Genomic DNA, 19,122 nt, shown 5'->3' with positions numbered 1-19,122 from the left:
GCGGGCCCGGGGAATATCGCCACCGAGCCCGCGTTCAGGCGAGCGTCACCAGGTGTCGGCTGAAATTCGCTCGACGGTATTCCTGGGGGGAGAAAAGCGCGGCCCGAACTTCCGGGCCAAGGCGTCAGCTGACGCGATGAAGCGCTCGGCACCAATCGACTCCACGTAGCTGATCGGCCCACCTGTCCACGCGGGGAATCCCCAACCGAAGATGGCGCCAACGTCAGCCTCCGCCCGGCTCTGCACGATGTCCTCGGTGATCCCACGCACAGCGGGAACCAGCTGCGCATAGAGCAACCGCTCGACCACCTCGGCACGCTCCGGCTGAGCCTCGAGCGTTGCGGAGGCAGCGGCCAGCCCCGGCCAGAGTCGACGCTTCGCATCCGCCGGATAGTCGTAGAAGCCCCCGCCAAAACGCTTGCCGCGACGGCCCAGCTGGTGCACCAGCTGGCCCAGCCACTCCTCCGTTCCGTTCGGAACGTAGTCTTTCCCCTGTTCCTTACGGTTGGTTTCGCAAATGTTGTAGACCAGCTCCAGGGTCAACTCATCGATCACGGCGAGGGGCCCGATGGGCATCCCGAGCGCAAGCGCGGCATTCTCCACGAGAGCCGGCGACACGCCTTCCATGACCATCAGCATGGCTTCGTGCAGGTAGGCCGGCACGATCCGGTTCGTGTAGAACCCCCGGACGTCGCGGACGACGATGGGGATCTTGCGCACCATGCGATTGAAATCGAAGCCCATGGCAAGCGCCTGCTCCCCCGTTTTCTCGCCCGGAATAAGCTCCAGCAGCGGCATGGCCTCCACTGGCGAGAAGAAGTGCATGCCAATGAATCGCTCGGGACGCTCGAGCGCAGTCGCGATATGGGATATCGGCAGGGTGGACGTGTTGGATGCCAGGATCGCATTCGGACCGACAACCTGCTCCGCCTTGCGCAGCAGCTCGCGCTTCAGGCCCAGATCCTCGAAGACCGCTTCGATGACCAGATCCGCGCCCGCCAGGGCGGCGTAGTCCGTGCTCGGCACGAGCCGTGACAGAACCGCCCTCCCCGCCTCTTCCGTCAGGCGACCGCGACCGATGAGCCGGTCGAGGATGCGCCTGGCATAGTCGACCGCTTTTCTCGAGGACTCCTCGTCGCGATCGATGACGACCACCTCGATCCCGGCCCTGGCGGCGATGTAGGCGATGCCGGATCCCATCAACCCGCTGCCCAGCACACCCATTTTCCGGATGGTGTGCGGAGGAATGCCGGCGGGCCGGGCAGTGCCTTTTTCCAGCGCGGTCCGGTCATGGAACAGCGCGCGAATCATCATCCTGGCTTGTGTCGATCCAAGGCACAGGGCGAAGCGCTTGGCTTCGAGTCGAAGGGCGACATCGATCTGCAGCAGGGAGCCTTCCCAGATCGCAGCCAGCGCCTGCTCGGCTGCGGGACTGTTGCCCTGGCTCATCCCGCTCAACCTGGCGCAGGCGCCGACACTGGTCGAGAACCCTTTGGGCGACATGCCTGCCCCGCCAGGAACAGCGAAACCCGGACGATCCCAGGGCTGGGAGACGGGCCCGGCCTGGCGCACCCACCTGATTGCCCGGGCTTCCAGTTCCGCATCGGGCGCAACCTCGGTGACAAGCCCCTTATTCAGCGCGGTTGCCGCATCGTACCTGCGACCGCTGATGATCAGGTCGACGGCTGCCGGCATGCCGGCCAGCCGACTGGTTCGTTGCGTACCGCCGCCACCGGGGATCAACCCCAGCTGGACTTCGGGAAAGCCACAGGAGAAACGGGCATCGCCCGGCGCGAAGCGGGCGTGGCAGGCGAGCGCCAGCTCGAACCCTCCACCGAGCAGATCCCCCCGCAGCACCGCTGCCACCGGTTTTGCGAAGTGTCCGCCAGGGTGTTTCCCCGCGGGTGATGCCACCGTTTCCAGGCGCCGGAACAACTGGTGCGCTTCCCAGATGAGAGGGAATATCTCGGCAGGACTGGCGGGATATTCGGCCAGCATGTCGAGGTCGGCACCGGCGATGAAGCTGCCTTGCTTGCCCGATGTCAGCACCAGGCCAACGGCATCTTCCCGCTCAAGGCGATCGATCAGCCTCCCCAGGTCCGCGAGCAGTTCGCGATCGATGACATTCAGCGTCCGGCCAGGCTGATCGATGGTCGCCACGATGACGCCACCGTCAAGTTCCACGCGCATGGTGGTGTAAGTCGCTTCACGTTCCATCAGACCCGCTCCAGAATCGTCGCTGTCCCAAGGCCGCCACCTACGCACAGAGTCGCCAGCCCGGTTTCCAGATCACGCCGCTCCATTTCGTCGAGCAGCGTTCCAAGGATCATCGCGCCGGTCGCCCCCAGCGGATGCCCCATGGCAATCGCCCCGCCATTCACGTTCAGCCTGTCGCAGGGCGCATCGATGGCCTGCATGAAGCGCAGGACGATGGAGGCGAACGCCTCGTTCAGCTCCCAGAGATCGATGTCCCGAGCCGTCATGCGGCTTCTTTCGAGCGCCTTGCGGGTCACGAATTCCGGACCGGTCAGCATGATGGTCGGCTCGGAACCGATGGAGGCTGTGCCACGGATTCGGGCACGAGGTGTCAGCCCATGGATCCGGCCCGCTTCGGCGGTTCCCAGCAGCACGGCGGCAGCTCCATCCGCCAGCGCGGAAGAGTTGCCCGCGGTGTGGATGTGATCGATCGCCTCGACCTGGGGATATTTGCGGATAGCCACCGCATCGAAGCCAGGCATTCCTTCACCCGCCTGGGCGAAGGACGGAGGCAATGCACCGAGCGCTTCGAATGTAGTACCGGCCCGGATGTTTTCATCCTGCGCCAGGATGACCTGGCCAAGGATGTCCCGAACGGGAATCAGCGAGTTGCCGAATCGTCCCTCGCTCTGCGCGAGCACTGCTCGCCTGTGACTTTCGGCTGCATACCTGTCCGCCTGCGCGCGATCGATGCCATGCAAGGTGGCAATCAGATCCGCCGAAATGCCTTGGGGTACGAAGTGCAAAGGGATGGCCACGGAGGGATCGGCGCACAGCGAGCCGCCATCGCCCCCCATCGGCACACGGGACATCGATTCAACACCGCCGCCGACCGCAAGATCGGCCTCCCCGAAGGCAACCTTGGCAGCCGCGAGATTGACGGCTTCGAGACCAGACGCGCACCACCGGTTGACCTGCAGCCCGGCGACGCTCTCGTTCCAGCCGGCCATCAGAATGGCGCTTCGGGCGATATTCGCCCCTTGCTCGCCAACAGGTGTCACGCAGCCCAGCATGACGTCATCGATCGCCGCCGTGTCGAGCTGAAGACGTCCTGCAAGCGCGCCCAGCGTCTGCGCCGCCAGAGACACCGGGCTGATCTCGTTGAGGCTGCCGCCTGGTTTGCCGCGACCGCGGGGAGTCCTGACCGCGTCGAAGATGTATACGTCTCTCATGTAGTTTCCCTAACCCTCTACCTGTAGATCGAATCGCCTCAGAATGCGATCGATGTCCTTCATCTGGGCGGCTGTCAGGCGGTCCCCTGAATCGATTGCCACGCACCTGGCCGCCGGGTCGCTGCAAGTCACCGTTGGGGAGTCGATGACTTCTGCCAGCAGTTCCCTGACCTTGTATTCAACCGCCAGCTGGCGCAGGCGATAGCGCGCGACCTTGCCGAACGGGGTCAGCGGCAACTCGTCAAGCACGAAGATGTGTTTCGGGCGCGCCGGCGGCTCGGCGATCTGCTGCGCCACGAAGCTGGAAAACTCGCTTGGCCAGAACGCCGTGCCCGCGCGTGCCACCACGAAGAGCACGGGGACCTCTCCGGCATAGTCATCAGGCATCGCCACTGCCGCCGCATGGGCCACGGAGGTATGCCGATGGGCGACGTCCTCGATGACCTGGGGATCGATGTTGTGCCCGCTCCTGATGATCACGTCCTTGGAACGGCCGACGATCCTCAACTCGCCATTGGCCGCAACCTCACCCAGATCGCCGGACGAGAACCAGCCCCCTTGCGGGTCGTCGATGACACCCTGGGCGGTCAGGTAACCCTGGAAGACGTTCGGCCCCCGAATCAGGATTTCGCCTTTCGCTCCCGGCCGGTACTCGGCGCCGGGCTCGCCAAGGCTGATCTCCACCCCAGGAGCCGGAGCGCCTGCCGCGTGGGCTACACGCCGGCCGCTGATCAGCTGTGCCGTCGCGATCCCGCTGGACTCGGTCATTCCGTAGAGTTGGTAGATGGGCTTGCCGATCCAGGCCTGCAGGTGCAGGGCAAGATCCTCCGACAAGGGCGACCCGCCAGTCATGATCGCCCTGAACCTGCCGAGATCCGAGATTCCGCGCGGACTGTCCCTGAAGGCCGCGAGAGAAGTCGGAACGACTCCCAGCAGGGATATCCTGTAGCGGGCGATGATCTCCCAGATCCGCTGCACGACAGCCGGATTGCGCATTCCCAGGGGCGAGGGAAAGACAACCGTCGCGCCAACCGACAGCGCGGCCATGAGGGCATCGATGGCGCCGCCCACATGGAACAACGGCAGCCCCGTCAGCAACCGCTCGGATGGCCTGATGCCCAGGCCAGCACTCGCCATGAACGCCGCCGTGGCCACATTGCGCAACGAGAGCCGGGCCAGCTTGGGATGCCCGGTCGTCCCGCCGGTATGAACCAGTGCGCCGATGCGATCAGGCGAACCGACCGGCTCGAATCCCGAGGCCGGAAAGCGAATGAATTCCTCCCAGGCCAGAGCGCCCCGGGCAGGTCCAGCCAGGGGCACCTCGACTACCGTGGGTGCGACCGCCATCGACTCCACCGCACGCATGACACGTGCATGCACATCCAGGGACGGGTGTGCCCCCATGGTCACGACGACACGGCAGCGAGCGATGGTGAGCTGCGAGCGTATGGCCTCCGCCGAAAGCAGCAGGTTGACGGGAAATGCCACGGCTACGGCACTTGCGGCGATGAGCGCGGATACGGCCTGAGGAACGAATGGCAGCAGGATGGCAACGGACTCGTCTTCACGAATACCCGTCGCCTTCAGCGCTGCCGCGACTGTCTGCACCTCTTGCAGCAGTTGCCGATAGCTGAGCTTGAGTGGTGCTCCTTCGAGGTCGTCGGGAAGAAATTCCAGCGCGGTATGGGATGGCAACTGCTGCGCTGTCCGGGCAAGCAGTTCAAAGGGCGAAGTCGTCGACTCCATGCGATGTTGTATGCAGGAGCTTGTGGATGCGGCAGTCGACATCAAGCATCTCCTTGGGCCAGGAGCGGATCCACCACAGCGCAGCGAGAACGGACGCTGCACGGTGCGTAAGGGTTGAAACGGCTTACCGGCGCGTCACCGGTTCAGCCGGGCCTCCAGCTCCTTGATCAACTCCCGGGCCTCCTCCCGCTCCGGGATCGGGCGACCGCTGTCGCGCCACTGCACCGCCGCCTTGAAACCCTCTGCCTGGGCATAACGGCGGAACCAGACGCCTTCCGGGTTATGGCGGGTGATGCCGTCGAACAGCGTGGCCATCATCTGCGTCTGTTCCAGCCCCATGGTCAGCATCACCTGGTTGACCACCATCTTGTGCATGGCCAGATGCGACTTGGGCACGCCGGCAATTCGCTCGGCGAGCTTCATGGTGGCGGCCTCCAGGTTCTCCTTCGGCACCACCTCATTGGCCAGTCCCCAGGCTGCCGCCTTGGCCCCATCGATGGTGTCGCCGGTGAACATCAGTTGCTTGGCCCGGGCGAAGCCCAGGCGGAACGTCCACATGGCAGTCGTCGGGCAGCCCCAGACGCGCGTTGGCATATAGCCGATCCGGGCATCCTCGGCCATCACCAGCAGGTCACAGCTCAGTGCAATGTCGCTGCCACCCGCCGCGGCATAGCCGTGTACCTTGGCGATGGTCGGCTTGCTGCAACGCCAGAGGCTCATGAAGTCCTCCGTGTTGCGCTTCATGAAGGCGTAATCGACCATCGGATCCCAGGGGGCGCCCTCCTGCTGGCAAGGGTGCTCCTGCATCTGTTCGGCGGATTCCGCGAGGTCGTAGCCACCACAGAAGCCCTTGCCGGCGCCTTCGACGATGATCACATGGACTTCATCATTGCCTTCCGCCCACTCCACTGCCGCCCGAATGTCGCGAGGCGTCTGGTCGGTGATTGCGTTGAGCCGTTCCGGGCGGTTCAGCAGCAGACGCGCTACACGAGGCGACTGGGGATCTTGTTCGATGGTGACGGTGGCGAAGGTCGGCATATCAGGCTCCAGGCAGTACGATCTTGGTTGATCGGAGGAAAACAGTCAGAATTGACTGTATGAGCCGAAGCAAAGACAGTCAACACTGACTGTACTCATCATTCATCGAGCAAATATCCCTTCATGCAGAGAGCAACCAACCCCACAGCCCCCTCCAAGAAACTCGCCACCCGGCAGCGCCTGCTGGATGCGGCGGTGTCGTCGCTGATCGAACTGGGCGCCGCCGCCACTACCACACTGGAAGTGCAGCGCAGATCCGGAGCCAGCCGAGGTGCGCTGCTGCACCATTTCCCCACGCATGCCGCCTTGCTGTCGGCCACCATCGAGGAACTGGTTCGCCGTAACGACGAGGCGGTACGCCAGGCGGAATTGACGATGGGGGATGTGTTGAATCCGCTGGAACGGGCCATACGCATCCTGTCCTCGATGAGCCTGCAGCCAGCGTTTCTTGCGGAGCTGGAGCTTTGGGCGACGTCACGCACAGACAGCGATCTGCAAGCGGCCATCAGAGGCGCGGAGAGAGCTGCCCGGGCGGAGCGGGAGCGCGTGGTGGAGAGCCTCTTCTCGGCAGTGCGGGAAAGCCCGAACTACGAGGCAGTCAAATCATTGAGCCTTGTGTTTCTGCGAGGGATGGCGCTCTCGAGCGTTCTGGTGAGCAGCCGGGAATACCACGAAAAGCTCATCGCACAATGGGTGCGGGCAGTACAGGTGCTGCTCGAAGCCCCGCCATTCGATGACGACAACCAGGGTGGCCCCGCCCGAACCTCATGAGCGCGGCCAGTCACAGGGAGCGATGCCGGTTTGCCGACCGCCGTGGCGGAGCTGGCGCACCGTTTCGACTAGCCGACGGAACCCGGCTGGCTCGCCCGGATGGCCGGAGCGTCTTCCCTTCGCTTCCCCCTGACCAGCCCAGCCAGCAGCACGGTCACGCCCACCCCGAACAGATACAGCGCCTGCGGGCCCAGGCGCTCCATCAACGCCCCCGCGACCAGCGGGCCGATGGTTGCGCCGATGCCGAAGGCCACCAGCAGCACGCCGGCCACCGACACCCGCAGTTCGGGCTCCAGGTTGTCGTTGGCGTGGGCGACGCCGAGCGGATACAGGCTGAACTGCAGGCAACCGATCGCCGCGCCGGCGAGCAGCACCCAGCCGTGCTGCGGCGCATCGAGGAAGGCCAGCGGCAGGAAGGCCACGGCCAGCAGGGCGGCGGTCAGGCGGATCAGGGTGACGCGCGGGAAACGATCCGACAGCCTGCCGAGGGGAAGCTGGGCGGCCAGTCCGGCGGCGATGCTCAGGGCCATGAACTGCCCCACCTGCGCCGGAGTGAAGCCCAGCTGCGCGGCGAAGATCGGTGTCAGCCCATAGAAGCAACCATTCAGCAGACCCGATGCGAGGACGGTGCCGAGCGCCTGCGGCAGGCGCCGGACATACAGCATGGGATTGACCCGCGTCTGGCTGATGGCGTTCGGCTGCGCTCCGCGATGCATGGCCATGGGCACCAGCCCGATGGCGAAGGCGATGGCCACGCCGACCAGGGCGCGGGCGTCGAGGCCGTTGCCGAGGCTGAGCAGCAGTTGTCCGAGCATCATGCCCACGTAGCTGGCCACCATGTACAGCGAGATGGCGCCGCCACGGCGATCGCCCGGCGCGCACTCGTTGAGCCAGCTTTCGATGACCATCATCTGGCACATCATCGCCGCCCCGACCACGAAGCGCAGCGCGAGCCAGAGTGGCAGCCAGTCGCTGAGCTGGTGGCAGAGCACCGCCGTGACGATGATCCCGGCGCCGGTGATGAAGGCGCGGGCATGGGCGACGCGGCCGATCAGCCAGTAGCCGATGCGTCCGCCCGCCACCATGCCCAGCGCGTTGGCCGCCATCAGCGCGCCGCTCCAGCGTTCGGCGACGCCGCTGGCGTCCATGTACAACGCCAGGTAGGTCATCAGCAGGCTTGAGCCCAGCTGCATCAGCAGGGCTGCCGCGTAGAGCGTTCCGAACGCCCTGGTGAGTGCGAACAATTGGAGTCCCCGGTCAGGTCCTAGGCGAGGCCGTGGCGCTGTTTCCAGTCGCCCGGATGCACGACGTAGCCGAACAGCGCATGGCCGCCGTAGACCAGCTCGGTCCCCTCGGGAATCCACAGCAGCTGCCCCGGCTCCACCCGGTACAGCTCGCCGTTCGCCCGGAGCTCGAAGCAGCCCTCGATGACGAAGATCACTTCGTCGTAAAGCACCGTCCACGCCACCTCGGCGCCGTCCCACAGGGCGAAGCCGATGCCCATGTTCGGCGAGACTTCGTTGCTGATGGCGCGGGCCACGCTGGCGCCGCCGGGCGGGCCGCCACGATGGCTGAATTCCAGGTTGCGGTGATCGACCAGCAGCACCGGCCCCTTGCCGCTCGGCGTGGTCATAGCTCGCTCCTGCTGTTCCAGGCCGCCCAGCGGATGCGCGTGCGCACGCCGAGCCCGAGGAACGGCTCCGGCGGATTGAGCGACGGCATGCCGGTGACCGCATGGATGTCGCTGAGCAGCGTGGACTTGGCGCCCACCGCCATGTCGGCCAGCAGCGTTCCGGAAATCGTGCCCCACGCCGCCCCTACCCCGTTGTCGCAGGCCGTGGCGAAGAGGCCGTCGTCCAGCTGGCCGAAGAAGTTGGTGAAGTTGCGCGAGATGGCGTAGACCCCGCCCCAGGTATGGGTGAAGGGCACATTGGCGAGTTGCGGGTAGCGCGCGAGGAACGCCTTGCGGTGGTCGTCGCGGATCTTCGCCCGGGTGTCGTCGCCGATGCTGCGCCCGTAGCGCGGCACGTGCTTGTAGGTGTTGCGGATGATCAGGCGGCGATCCTGGGTCATGCGCACCGTGGTGCCGGCATGGTCGGCCGGGGTCAGGCCCCAGTCGGCCTGGATGCCGGTTGCCTTCATCTCGGAGTCGGTGAGCGGGCGCGTCCAGCTGGCGAAGGTCATCACCGGCAGCAGGCGGTTGCGCAGGAAGCCGAACTCCTGGGTGAAGATGCTGGTGCCGAGCAGCACGCGCGGGGTGCGGATCAGCCCGTCCTCGCCATGCAGGACCCAGCGTCCGCCGCCGGCCTCGCGCTCCAGGCGCTGGATGGGCGATTCCTCCAGCACCTCGACGTTCTCCGGCAGCGAATCGCCCAGCCCGCGCACCAGCGCGGCCGGCTGCATCAGGTAGCAGCCCGGAGTGAAGATGGCGCGGCTGTAATGGCGGGTGCCGAGCACGCCGGCCAGTTCGTCGCGTTCCACCAGGCGGTAGGGTTCGCCGAGGTCGGCCATCAGCTTCTCGAAATGGTCGAGATAGGCGAGACCGCGTTCGCCCACGGCGCCCTGGTACTTGCCGGCATGGGACCACTGGCAGTCGATGCCGTGGCGGCCGATCAGGGTCTGCAGCTGGTCGATGGCGGCGCGGTTGAGGCCCAGCAGGCGCTGCTTGTGCTGCGGATCGGGATGTTCCAGGGCGAACTTGTGCGGCAGGTCGATGACGAAGCCGGAGTTGCGGCCCGAGGCGCCGTAGCCGATGCGCTGGGCATCCACCAGCAGGATGCGCGACTGCGGCATGTGCTCGGCCAGCCGGCGCGCCGCGGCAAGGCCGGCGAAGCCGGCGCCGATCACCACATAGTCGGCCTTCTGCTCGCCAACGAGACGCTTGCAGGGGAAGGGCTCGGGCAGCGCAGCGTACCAGCCGCAGCTGCGGTCGTCATGAGGCAGGTTAACGATACTGTTCATTGTTCGGCACTCACGCCACGTTCTGTTGTGTGGCCTGGCAGCTCTGCAGCCAGGCATTGCGTTGTTGTTGCGCCTGCCGTCCGAGCAGGACGAAGCCGCGCATCGCGCCGTCAGGGGCATGGAAGGCCGCGCTCAGTCCGTCGGCGGTCGCCTCGCAGCGCCACTGGCCCTCGCAGTCGACCGGCGGCGGCAGCAGGCAGAGCGGCGCCGCCGGGGTCTTCACCGTGACCGGCATCAGCGGGTAGCTGACGGAAGTCGGCTGTCCCGACAGGGTCCGGGCCAGGGCGCGGATACCCTCGTTGATCGGCGCGAGATACGGCAGCAGCTGCCCGTCGATCTCGATGCAGTCGCCCAGGGCGTAGATGCCGGGCTTCGAGGTCTGCAAATGGGCATCGACCTTGATACCGCGCCCGCATTCCAGGCCGGCGTCCGCGGCCAGTTGCAGGTTCGGCCGCAGGCCGACGGCGCTGAGCACGAGATCCGCCTCGACGGTCTGGCCGTCGGACAGGGTCAGCCGATAGCCGTCCGCACCCCGCTCGATGCGCTGCAGGGTGCTGAGCAGATTCCATTGCACGCCGAGCCCGGACAGCGCCCGCTGCAGTTGCAGGCCCGCCTGTTCCGGCAGCAGCCGCTCCATCGGCCAGGAGCCGAGGCCGATGACCCGCACCTGGTAGCCGCTGCTCGCCAGGTCGTTGGCGAACTCGCAACCGATCAGCCCGTCGCCGAGGATCGCCACGCTGCGCACGCCTTCCAGGCGCTCGCGGAACTCGTGGTAGTCCTGCAGGTTGTTGACGCTGAGCAGCGCATCGGCGCAGCCCTCGATGGGCAGGCGCACCGGCGAGGCGCCGCTGGCCAGCACCAGCTGGCCGTATTCCATCTCGCCGAGGCTGGTGTGCAGCCGCCGCGCCGCGGTATCGATGCGCTCGACCCGGCAGTGCGTGTAGATGCGGATGCCGAGGCGCCGCTCCAGCGCCAGCGGGCTCTCCGTCGCCAGCGCCGCGGCACTGCGGCCCTGCGCCAGCGCGATGGACAGCGCCGGCTTGGAGTAGTTGTGCCCGGACTCCTGGGTCAGCACGCGGATGTCCAGCTGCGGGTTGGCCTTGCGCAGTTCCTGGGCCAGGCCGTAGCCGGCATGGCCGCTGCCGATGATGACCACGGGCCCGGCGGGTACGGCGGCGGCCAGCGGCTGCTTCACGGCAGCCGGAGGAGTGGCGACGGCGGTCACCGGCTCGCTGATCTCGATCATCTCGAAATCGGCCTTGCCGACCTTGCAGTCGGGGCACAGCCAGTCCTCGGGCACGTCTTCCCAGCGGGTGCCGGCGGCGATGCCGTCGTCCGGCCAGCCCAGGGCCTCGTCGTAGATCAGGCCACAGATGATGCAGAGCCACTTCTTCATAGCCGCGCCCTCACTCGCCCTGGATACGCAGGGCCAGGTTCTTGGTCCGTACGTAGCTGTAGAGAGCCTCCTGCCCTTTCTCCCGGCCGAAACCGGACAGTCCTACCCCGCCGAACGGCGTCTCGATGCCGCCCGCGTACCATTCGTTGACGAACACCTGGCCGGCACGCAGGCGCCGTGCGCAGCGCAGCGAGCGGTTGAGGTCCTGGGTGAAGACGCCGGCCACCAGCCCGAAGTCGGTGCCGTTGGCGATGGCGATGGCCTCTTCCTCGGTGTCGAACGGAATCACCGCGAGCACTGGCCCGAACACCTCGGCCTGGGCGATTTCCATCGCCGGGGTGACGTCGCGGAACACCGTCGGCGCCATGAAATGCCCGCGCAGGCCGCCGAGCGCCTCGCCGCCGGTGGCGACCACCGCGCCCTGCTCCTGGGCGCGCCGGCACATGGCCTCGATGCCTTCGAGCTGGCCGGCGGAAATCACCGGCGTGTGGTCCGGATCGTCCTGGCCCAGGCCGACGCTCAGGCCCTCGGCCATCGCCACCACCTCGGCCACCACCTCGTCGTATACCGAGCGCTGCACCAGCAGGCGCGACATGGCCGAGCAGACCTGGCCGGCGTTGAAGAAGATGCCATTGCGCACGCTGGCCAGAACCTGCTCGCGATCGGCGTCGGCGAAGACCAGCGCGGCCGACTTGCCGCCCAGTTCCATCACGCTGGGAATCGCGTGCTCGGCGGCGGTGCGCAGGATGCTCTGGCCGGTGCCGACCGAGCCGGTGAAGACGATCTGGTCGACGTCGCGATGCCCGGCCAGATAGGCGCCCACTTCGCGGCCACGGCCGCAGATCAGGTTCACCGCGCCGTTCGGCAGGCCGGCGCGCTCGATGGCCTTGAGCAGCACGCACAGGCCGAGCGGCGAAAGCTCCGGCGACTTGATCACCACCGCGTTGCCGGCGGCCAGCGCCGGCGCCAGCGAGCGGGCGCAGATGGAAACCGGGAAGTTCCACGGCACGATCTGCAGCGACACGCCCATCGGGTCGTAGACGGTGAAGTCCATGTAGCCGTTGCCGAGGGGAATGGAGGTCCCCTCGATCTTGTCGGCCATGCCGGCGTAGTACTCGAAGTAGCGCGCGGCCTCGACGAACTCGTCGCGGGCGTCGCGCAGCCGCTTGCCGTTCTCCTGGCAGAGGGCCCAGGCGCCCTCCTCGGTCAGCGCACGGATCTGCGCGGCGATCTCCAGCAGCCAGGCGACCCGTTGCGCCGGGCGGGCGCGGGTCAGCTCGCCGCTGTCGGCGCAGCGGCGCGCCGCCTGCACGGCGCGCTCCGCATCGGCCACGGTGGCCTGGGCGATGCTGGCGACCGGCTCGGTGGTGCCGGGGTTGCTGACGGTGAGGCGCTGCTCACTGTCGGTCCACTGGCCGTCGATGAAGTTCAGCCAGTGCGATGCGATCTGATGCATGGCGGCCACCTCAGGCGTTCTGTGCGCAGTCGAGCAGCTGGCGTGCGGCCCACTGGTGGAAGTAGTGGGTCGGCAGGTCCATCTCCGGGGAGAACGCGCCGCCGTTGTAGCCGGGGGAATGACGGCCCTTCTGCATGCCTTCCACCGAGGCGATGTCCTCGGCGAACACCACGCGCCAGGATTCCTTCACCGCGTCGCGGGCGGCCTCGAAGCGCGGGTCGAGGGCCTCGTCGCCGACGTAGAAGAGACGCAGGTGCTCGATGGTCCTGCCCGGGGCGACCGGCTCCAGCATCATGGCGAAGGCGTGGTCGGCCTGGATGCCCAGCAGCACGTTGGGGAAGAAGGACACGTACTCGGCGGTGCGCATGCGATCCTGCGGCCAGGACGGGAAGGTCGGCAGGTGCGTGCCGGCGACGTCGGACAGGTTGTAGGCGTGGCTGCCCTGGCCGGCGAACTGGTCGAACATGATGTTGTAGTGGTCTTCCAGGCGCGAGTAGGTGTTCAGCGCCGGGTGCACCCACGGCAGGTGGTAGGACTCGCAGTAGTTCTCCACCGCCAGCTTCCAGTTGCAGTTGACCTCGATGCTCAGGGCGCCGCTGTTGGCTTCGCGGCGCATCAGGCCCATGCCGTCGGTGCCGAGGAACTGGGTCCAGCGCTCGGTCAGCGGGGCGAGCTGCTCTTCCAGCTCCGGCGCGTCGGCGGACAGGTTGATGAACACCATGTCCATCCAGATGGCGCTGCGCAGGGCCTTCAGGCCGTGCTTCTCGCAGGCGAAGCGCTCGTCCTTGTGCTGGTTGATGCCGCCGACGTGCGGCGTGCCTTTCAGGCCGCCGTTCAGGTCATAGGTCCAGGAGTGGTAGGGGCAGCGGATCACGCCCTGCACTTCGCCCGCTTCCTGCACCAGCTTCACGCCGCGATGGCTGCAGACGTTGTGGAAGACCTGAACCACGCCCTCGCGGTTGCGCATCATCAGCAGCGGCAGGCCCATGAAATCCACCGGCTTCACGTAGCTGTTCTTCGGCAGGTCGCTGGCGAAGCCGATGCAGGCCCAGTTGCGGCCCAGCACGTGGTCGCGCTCCAGCTCGAAATAGCGCTGCTCGGTATAGAACTCGTTGGTCAGGCCGTGGGCTTCGTGGATCGGAGCCAGGATGGTTTCCAGGGCGTGGGTCGGAATCAGGCGAAGGGCAGTCGAAGTCATTGTTGTTCTCTCTTGCTTGGCACGAAAGGAAATGCGCGGCCATTCGGCCTGCTGCATGGCGGCGAGTTTCGGCAAGAGACAGAGCAGCGGACAAACGATTTTTTTGGCGGAATTAATTACCTTTTCTCATGAATACGGAATTCGAGGATTACCCTGAACGCAGCGCGGCTCGCACACATGCAATAGGGGGCAGCATTCCTCATTAATGCGAAAATGTAATGACTTGATGAGCAGAAATGAGTTGTCGCAGGGCCCTGCGTCCACCATTTTGTTGCCGCATCCAGGGCTGATCGACCCGGGATCATTCCAGCGTGAAGCGAACTCCGTGATCCAGGCAGATGCCAATGCCTGGCTTTCGCCATCACCGATAAAACCAACCCTTGTACAAAAACAAAAAGGGGATAACTCCATGCGTGCAGAGTCAGGCCCGTTGAAGGGCCTCAATCCCACGGTGACGCTCGTCTCGATCGTCGCCGTCGTGGTTTTCGTCCTGTTTTGCGCCCTCTTTGCAGAAGCTGCGGGCGCTGTCTTCCAGACCACCTCCGACTTCATCCTGCAGAACTTCAAATGGTTCTACCTGGCCGCGGTCACCGGGGTGCTCGGCCTGCTGCTCTACCTGATGGTCAGCCGCTACGGCCATCTCAAGCTGGGCCGCGACGAAGACGAACCCGAGTTCAGCTTCGGTTCGTGGATCGCCATGCTGTTCAGCGGCGGCATGGGTATCGGCCTGATCTTCTGGTCGGTCGCGGAACCCATGTGGCACTACGCGGGCAATCCGTTCGCCACCGGCCTGACGGACGAGGCCGCGACCACCGCGATGCGGCTGACCCTGTTCCACTGGGGCCTGCATCCCTGGGCCATCTTCACCATCGTCGGGCTTGGACTGGCCTACTTCGCCTATCGGAAGGGGCTGCCGCTGAGCATGCGGTCGATCCTCTACCCGCTGATCGGCGAGCGCATCTACGGTCCCATCGGCCATGTGGTGGACATCCTCGCCGTCGTCATCACCGCGTTCGGCGTGTCCCAGTCCCTGGGCCTGGGCGTGGTGCAGATGAACACCGGCCTCAGCCAGGTGTTCGACCTGCCCGTCAGCCTGGGCGTGCAGATCGCCCTGATCGTGGTGATCAGCATCGTCACCACCATGTCGGTCATGGCCGGCGTCTCCCGCGGGATGAAGCGCCTGTCCGAATGGAACATGCTGCTTTCCGTGGTCCTGGTGCTGCTGCTCCTGGTCCTCGGGCCGACCCGCTACATCCTCAACCTCATGCTGGAGAGCACCGGCGACTATGCCCAGAACATCGTCGGCCTGAGCTTCTGGAGCGATGCCCAGAAGGACAGCGGCTGGCAGAACTGGTGGACCGCCTTCTACTGGCCGTGGTGGATGACCTGGGGCCCGTTCGTCGGCCTGTTCATCGCGCGGATCTCCAAGGGCCGCACCATCCGCGAACTGGTGGCGGGCGCGCTCATCGTGCCGACCCTGGTCACCATCATATGGATGTCGGTGTTCGGCGGTTCCGCGCTGAAAGCCGAGCAGACCGACCGGCAACTGCATGAGCAACAGGTCGCCAGCGGCCAACTGGTCGGCGACCAGGCGAAGTTCGAAGGCGGCACCGTCCTGCTGGCGACCAAGAAGGAAACCACGTCGGCCATGTTCACCCTGCTGCAGAAGATCGACGGCGGCGTGATCGGCAAGGCCCTCAGCGTGCTCGTCTGCATCCTGCTGGCCACCTACTTCATCACTTCCGCCGACTCGGGAACCCAGGTGCTGTGCACCCTCAACTCGATGGGCAGCACCAATCCACCACAGAGCATCCGGCTGCTCTGGTGCATCCTGGAAGGCGCCATCGCCACCGGCCTGTTGATGGCGGGAGGGCTCAAGGCGATCCAGATGGCCAGCATCGCCGCCGGCCTGCCCATCGCAGCATTCATCCTGCTGACCAGCTACACCCTGTTCCGCAGCCTGCGGCAGGAAGTGGCAAGCGGCTTGCCCGACCTACCTCCGGGCCGTCGCGAATCCAGGCAGGAATCTTCCCGGGAGGGTGTCGCGCAGCGCAGCGGACCGATGCCGGGCGGGGCCTCGAGTGCAGCCTGGAGCGCACGCAAGGCCGGCTGACCTTGGCGATTCAGCCACCTGACAGCACCAACGCCGCCGGCCACAAGCCGGCGGCGTTGGTCGTTCAAGGCTTTCGAAAATCGTCTATCCGCGCACCGACGGATGTCCCATCAGCCAGTCGCGGAACAGCCTGACGCTCTGCCGCCGCCCGTGCCCGCTGAGCGGTTCCAGCAGGCAGAAGGTCGCGTCCGTGCGCAGCACGGCATCGTTCGGCCGGACCAGCGCACCGGTACTCAGCGCATCGTCGACCAGCCGGTTCCACGCCAGCGCCACGCCCTGCCCGCTGATCGCCGACTGGATCAGCATGCCGTAGCTGTTGATGTTGATCCGGTGCTTCGGCGTCAGCGGCTCGTGGCCGATGCGCCTGAACCACTCCGGCCAGCCGACCCAGTCGCGCTGCGAATCCTCCAGCCACAGCCAGGTGCAGCCGGACAGCCCCTCGACCGACGCCAACTGCGGGTTCTTCGCCAGATAGGCCGGACTACAGACCAGAAAGATCTCCTCGGAGAACAGCGGCGTGACCTCCATCTCCTTCGGCGGCGAACTGCAGTAGTACAGCGCCAGGTCGCAATCGAGCCGGGAATGGTCCTTCACATGGTCGAGGGCGATGATCCGCAGATCGATCTCCTCGTGCTGGCTCTGGAACTCCGCCACCTTGGGCAGCAGCCAGAGCGATGCCATCGCCGTGCTGGTCGCCACCGTCACCTGCTGGTTGCCCCGCCACTGGCGAATCTCCCCGGTGGAACGCGCCAGCTGCTGCAGGCAGTCGCGCACCGTCTCGTAGTACTGGGCGCCGGTCGGGGTCAGGTTGATGGTGCGGGTCGTCCGCTCGAACAGCGTCTTGCCGAGATAATCCTCCAGCAGCCGCACCTGACGGCTGATCGCGCCCTGGGTGACGTTCAGCTCCCTGGCGGCGAGCGTGAAACTCAGGTGGCGGGCGGCCGCTTCGAAGGCGAGCAGGCTGTTGAGCGGCGGAAGTGGTTGAATTTTCACGGAGAATCGCTCTCGACCCGGTGGTTGGACTGACACGTCATATTAGAGGCCCGATCCGCGCTTTGGTACCGCGCGGAAACTATTCGACCGGCATGGGACTGCGTATCCGCGCCGGGTTGCCCATCACCGTCGCACCAGCCTCCACGTCGCGGGTGACCACGCTGCCCGCCCCCACGATTGCATCGTCGCCAATGGTCACGCCGGGCAGTATCAGCGCCCCCGCGCCAATCCACACGTTCGAGCCGATGGACACCGGCTTGCCGGACTCCCACATCTGCGATCTCAGGACAGGATCGCGCGGATGGTCCGCGGTGAGGATCTGCACTCCGGGGCCGACCTGGGTGCCGTCGCCGATGGTCACCGGGTTCACGTCGAGGATGATGCAGTTGAAGTTCATGAAAACCCTGCTGCCGACCCGGATGTTGCAGCCGTAGTCGCAGTGGAACGGCGGACGGATATTCACCCCCTCGCCCACTTCGCCGAACAGTTCCCGCAGCATGGCGAGGCGTTCCTCCGGCGAGGACGCGAGCGAAGCGTTGTAGTCCTGCATCCAGCGCGCCGCCCGCGCCGCGTCCGCGGCGAGCTCGGTGCAGTCGGCGATATAGGGTTCGCCGACGAGCATGCGTTGTTTCTGTGAACGGGACATGGCCACCTCGCCTGAATGAACGCTCATGACATGGACTGCCGGCCCCCGGGCATGTTCAAACCGATCGGCAGCGAATCTCAATCCCCCTGCAGATTAGCCTTCACCCGCTCCAGCAGCCCCTGCAGCTGCGCGCACTCCGTCTCGCTCAGGCCTTTCACCGCCACCTTCGAAAGTCGCCTGCCCTGCCGTTGCACGAAACCCTGCACCTCGATCCCGGCGGCAGTCAGGTACATGCGCTGGAAGCGCTTGTCCTCCTCGTCGACCACCGCCTCCAGCAGCGCCTTGGCCTTCAGGCCCTGGATCAGCCGGGTGATCTGCGCCTTGTCACGGCCACTGTGCTCCACCAGGTCGCGCTGGGTGCCGCCGGGATGCCGGGCGAAGAAGTTCAGCACCTTGAATTCCATGTGGGTCAGTTCATGAGGTCCGTCGCGAAGGTCGCGGTACTGCCGGGAGCGGTACAGGTGCATGACGGAGTGGATGGCTTCGAAGACGTCGTCGGCGCTATTCATGGCTATACGGTTGACTTTATCAACTAGTGATTCTTATTATGGTTGATATTATCAACCATAGAGCAAGAGAGCCAGCATGACCCAGGCCACTCCCCAACGCCGCGTGCAGCGGGTCCGTCACGAGCTGCGCATGCGTGACGTGGAAATCGTTCGACGCGAGCAGGTCAGCCCGCATTTCGTCAGCCTCACCTTCGCCGGCGAGGCGCTGGACGGCTTCGTTTCCGCCGGTTTCGACGATCACATCAAGTTCATCTTCACCGATGCCGACGGCACCGAGATCCGCCGCGACTACACCCCGCGCCGATTCGACGCCCAGGCGCGCGAGCTGACCGTCGAGTTCGCCCTGCACGGCGACGGCAAGGCCTGCCAGTGGGCGGAACGGGCGCAGGTCGGCGGCCGCGCCGTAATCGGCGGCCCGCGCGGTTCGATGATCGTGCCGCTGGATTTCGCCTGGCACCTGTTCATCGCCGACGCCACCGGCCTGCCCGCCGTGCACCGCCGCCTGGAGGAAATGCCGGCCGGCACGCGCGCCATCGCCCTGCTGCAGGTGGAAGCGGCCGACCGCCGCGACTTCGCCAGCGCCGCCGACCTCGACCTGCGCTGGCTGGACAGCACCGGCGACTTGCTCGCCGCCGCCGAAGCGCTGCGGCTTCCCGCCGGCGAAGGCTTCGCCTGGGGCGCCGGCGAGGCTGCCAGCATGGTCCGCGTGCGCAGCCTGCTCACCCAGGGCAAGGGCCATCCCAAGGAGGCCATGCGCATAGCCGCCTACTGGCGCCAGGGCGAATCGGACTATCACGAGGAGCTGGGTCAATGAGCCGGGCGCCCCGGCGGCGACGGCGCAAGGCATCCCCGGCACTTTCCTTGAAC

At 66.1% G+C, this 19,122-nt stretch carries 16 protein-coding genes and 1 pseudogene; 3 read left to right on the top strand and 14 right to left on the bottom strand.

Features of this window, described 5'->3' with window-relative positions; all coding sequences use genetic code 11:
- Nucleotides 1-45: 45 nt before the first annotated feature.
- The 4 genes from BLR75_RS27195 to BLR75_RS08950 all read right to left on the bottom strand — a co-directional run bounded on the left by BLR75_RS27195 (nucleotide 46) and on the right by BLR75_RS08950 (nucleotide 6,212).
- Entirely contained in the window at nucleotides 46-2,217 is a 2,172-nt protein-coding gene (locus BLR75_RS27195) for a 3-hydroxyacyl-CoA dehydrogenase NAD-binding domain-containing protein (protein ID WP_084310601.1), read from the bottom strand.
- Nucleotides 2,217-3,428 (bottom strand): acetyl-CoA C-acetyltransferase, encoded by a 1,212-nt coding sequence (locus BLR75_RS08960; RefSeq protein WP_084310602.1) that lies wholly within the window; start codon nucleotides 3,426-3,428, stop codon nucleotides 2,217-2,219. The genes BLR75_RS27195 and BLR75_RS08960 overlap by 1 nt, the downstream gene beginning before the upstream one ends.
- 9 nt (nucleotides 3,429-3,437) lie before the next feature.
- A complete protein-coding gene (locus tag BLR75_RS08955) occupies nucleotides 3,438-5,216 on the bottom strand; it encodes an AMP-binding protein (RefSeq protein ID WP_084310603.1) in 1,779 nt (592 codons plus the stop codon).
- A 93-nt stretch (nucleotides 5,217-5,309) separates the two neighbouring features.
- Nucleotides 5,310-6,212: a crotonase/enoyl-CoA hydratase family protein gene (locus tag BLR75_RS08950; RefSeq protein WP_084310604.1), complete on the bottom strand. Its 903-nt coding sequence runs from the start codon at nucleotides 6,210-6,212 to the stop codon at nucleotides 5,310-5,312.
- A gap of 123 nt (nucleotides 6,213-6,335) precedes the next feature.
- Here BLR75_RS08950 and BLR75_RS08945 point away from each other — a divergent pair, with 123 nt between their 5' ends.
- Nucleotides 6,336-6,983 (top strand): TetR/AcrR family transcriptional regulator, encoded by a 648-nt coding sequence (locus tag BLR75_RS08945; RefSeq protein WP_084310605.1) that lies wholly within the window; start codon nucleotides 6,336-6,338, stop codon nucleotides 6,981-6,983.
- A 68-nt stretch (nucleotides 6,984-7,051) separates the two neighbouring features.
- Here the strand turns inward: BLR75_RS08945 and BLR75_RS08940 are convergent, their stop codons facing one another.
- From BLR75_RS08940 to BLR75_RS08915, 7 genes and pseudogenes are all read right to left on the bottom strand, one after another.
- The gene (locus BLR75_RS08940) at nucleotides 7,052-8,227 is read right to left on the bottom strand and encodes an MFS transporter (RefSeq protein ID WP_084310606.1); all 1,176 of its coding nucleotides are present in this window, start codon (nucleotides 8,225-8,227) and stop codon (nucleotides 7,052-7,054) included.
- A gap of 20 nt (nucleotides 8,228-8,247) precedes the next feature.
- Nucleotides 8,248-8,616, bottom strand: coding sequence for an ethanolamine utilization protein EutQ (locus BLR75_RS08935; RefSeq protein WP_084310607.1), 369 nt, complete (start codon nucleotides 8,614-8,616; stop codon nucleotides 8,248-8,250).
- Nucleotides 8,613-9,944: an NAD(P)/FAD-dependent oxidoreductase gene (locus BLR75_RS08930; RefSeq protein ID WP_084310608.1), complete on the bottom strand. Its 1,332-nt coding sequence runs from the start codon at nucleotides 9,942-9,944 to the stop codon at nucleotides 8,613-8,615. The genes BLR75_RS08935 and BLR75_RS08930 overlap by 4 nt, the downstream gene beginning before the upstream one ends.
- Before the next feature lie 10 nt (nucleotides 9,945-9,954).
- Complete coding sequence (locus tag BLR75_RS08925; protein ID WP_245726123.1) at nucleotides 9,955-11,190, bottom strand: FAD-dependent oxidoreductase; 1,236 nt, start codon at nucleotides 11,188-11,190, stop codon at nucleotides 9,955-9,957.
- Nucleotides 11,179-11,340 (bottom strand): annotated as a pseudogene (locus BLR75_RS26995) (rubredoxin); the annotation flags it as partial. The pseudogene BLR75_RS26995 and the gene BLR75_RS08925, both read right to left, overlap by 12 nt.
- A gap of 10 nt (nucleotides 11,341-11,350) precedes the next feature.
- Complete coding sequence (locus BLR75_RS08920) at nucleotides 11,351-12,796, bottom strand: aldehyde dehydrogenase family protein (protein WP_084310680.1); 1,446 nt, start codon at nucleotides 12,794-12,796, stop codon at nucleotides 11,351-11,353.
- A gap of 10 nt (nucleotides 12,797-12,806) precedes the next feature.
- On the bottom strand, nucleotides 12,807-13,994 hold the full coding sequence (locus tag BLR75_RS08915; protein WP_084310610.1) for an aromatic ring-hydroxylating oxygenase subunit alpha: 1,188 nt from the start codon (nucleotides 13,992-13,994) through the stop codon (nucleotides 12,807-12,809).
- 409 nt (nucleotides 13,995-14,403) lie between these two features.
- Between BLR75_RS08915 and BLR75_RS08910 the strand changes: the two genes are divergently transcribed.
- Nucleotides 14,404-16,107, top strand: a complete 1,704-nt coding sequence (locus BLR75_RS08910) for a BCCT family transporter (RefSeq protein ID WP_084310611.1) — start codon at nucleotides 14,404-14,406, stop codon at nucleotides 16,105-16,107.
- 84 nt (nucleotides 16,108-16,191) lie between these two features.
- On the opposite strand, the gene BLR75_RS08905 is transcribed toward BLR75_RS08910, so the two are convergent.
- The 3 genes from BLR75_RS08905 to BLR75_RS08895 form a co-directional block, all read right to left on the bottom strand.
- A complete protein-coding gene (locus tag BLR75_RS08905; RefSeq protein WP_084310612.1) occupies nucleotides 16,192-17,100 on the bottom strand; it encodes a LysR substrate-binding domain-containing protein in 909 nt (302 codons plus the stop codon).
- A 79-nt stretch (nucleotides 17,101-17,179) separates the two neighbouring features.
- Nucleotides 17,180-17,746: a sugar O-acetyltransferase gene (locus BLR75_RS08900; RefSeq protein ID WP_084310613.1), complete on the bottom strand. Its 567-nt coding sequence runs from the start codon at nucleotides 17,744-17,746 to the stop codon at nucleotides 17,180-17,182.
- Between the two features lie 77 nt (nucleotides 17,747-17,823).
- Complete coding sequence (locus BLR75_RS08895) at nucleotides 17,824-18,255, bottom strand: MarR family winged helix-turn-helix transcriptional regulator (protein ID WP_217633597.1); 432 nt, start codon at nucleotides 18,253-18,255, stop codon at nucleotides 17,824-17,826.
- A gap of 76 nt (nucleotides 18,256-18,331) precedes the next feature.
- On the opposite strand from BLR75_RS08895, the gene BLR75_RS08890 reads away from it, so the two are divergent.
- The gene (locus BLR75_RS08890; RefSeq protein ID WP_084310614.1) at nucleotides 18,332-19,069 is read left to right on the top strand and encodes a siderophore-interacting protein; all 738 of its coding nucleotides are present in this window, start codon (nucleotides 18,332-18,334) and stop codon (nucleotides 19,067-19,069) included.
- The last annotated feature ends 53 nt before the right edge of the window (nucleotides 19,070-19,122 follow it).

Origin of the sequence: Pseudomonas jinjuensis (assembly GCF_900103845.1) — a bacterium.
GTDB lineage: Bacteria > Pseudomonadota > Gammaproteobacteria > Pseudomonadales > Pseudomonadaceae > Pseudomonas > Pseudomonas jinjuensis.
This window is presented reverse-complemented; position numbering and strand designations above follow the sequence as displayed.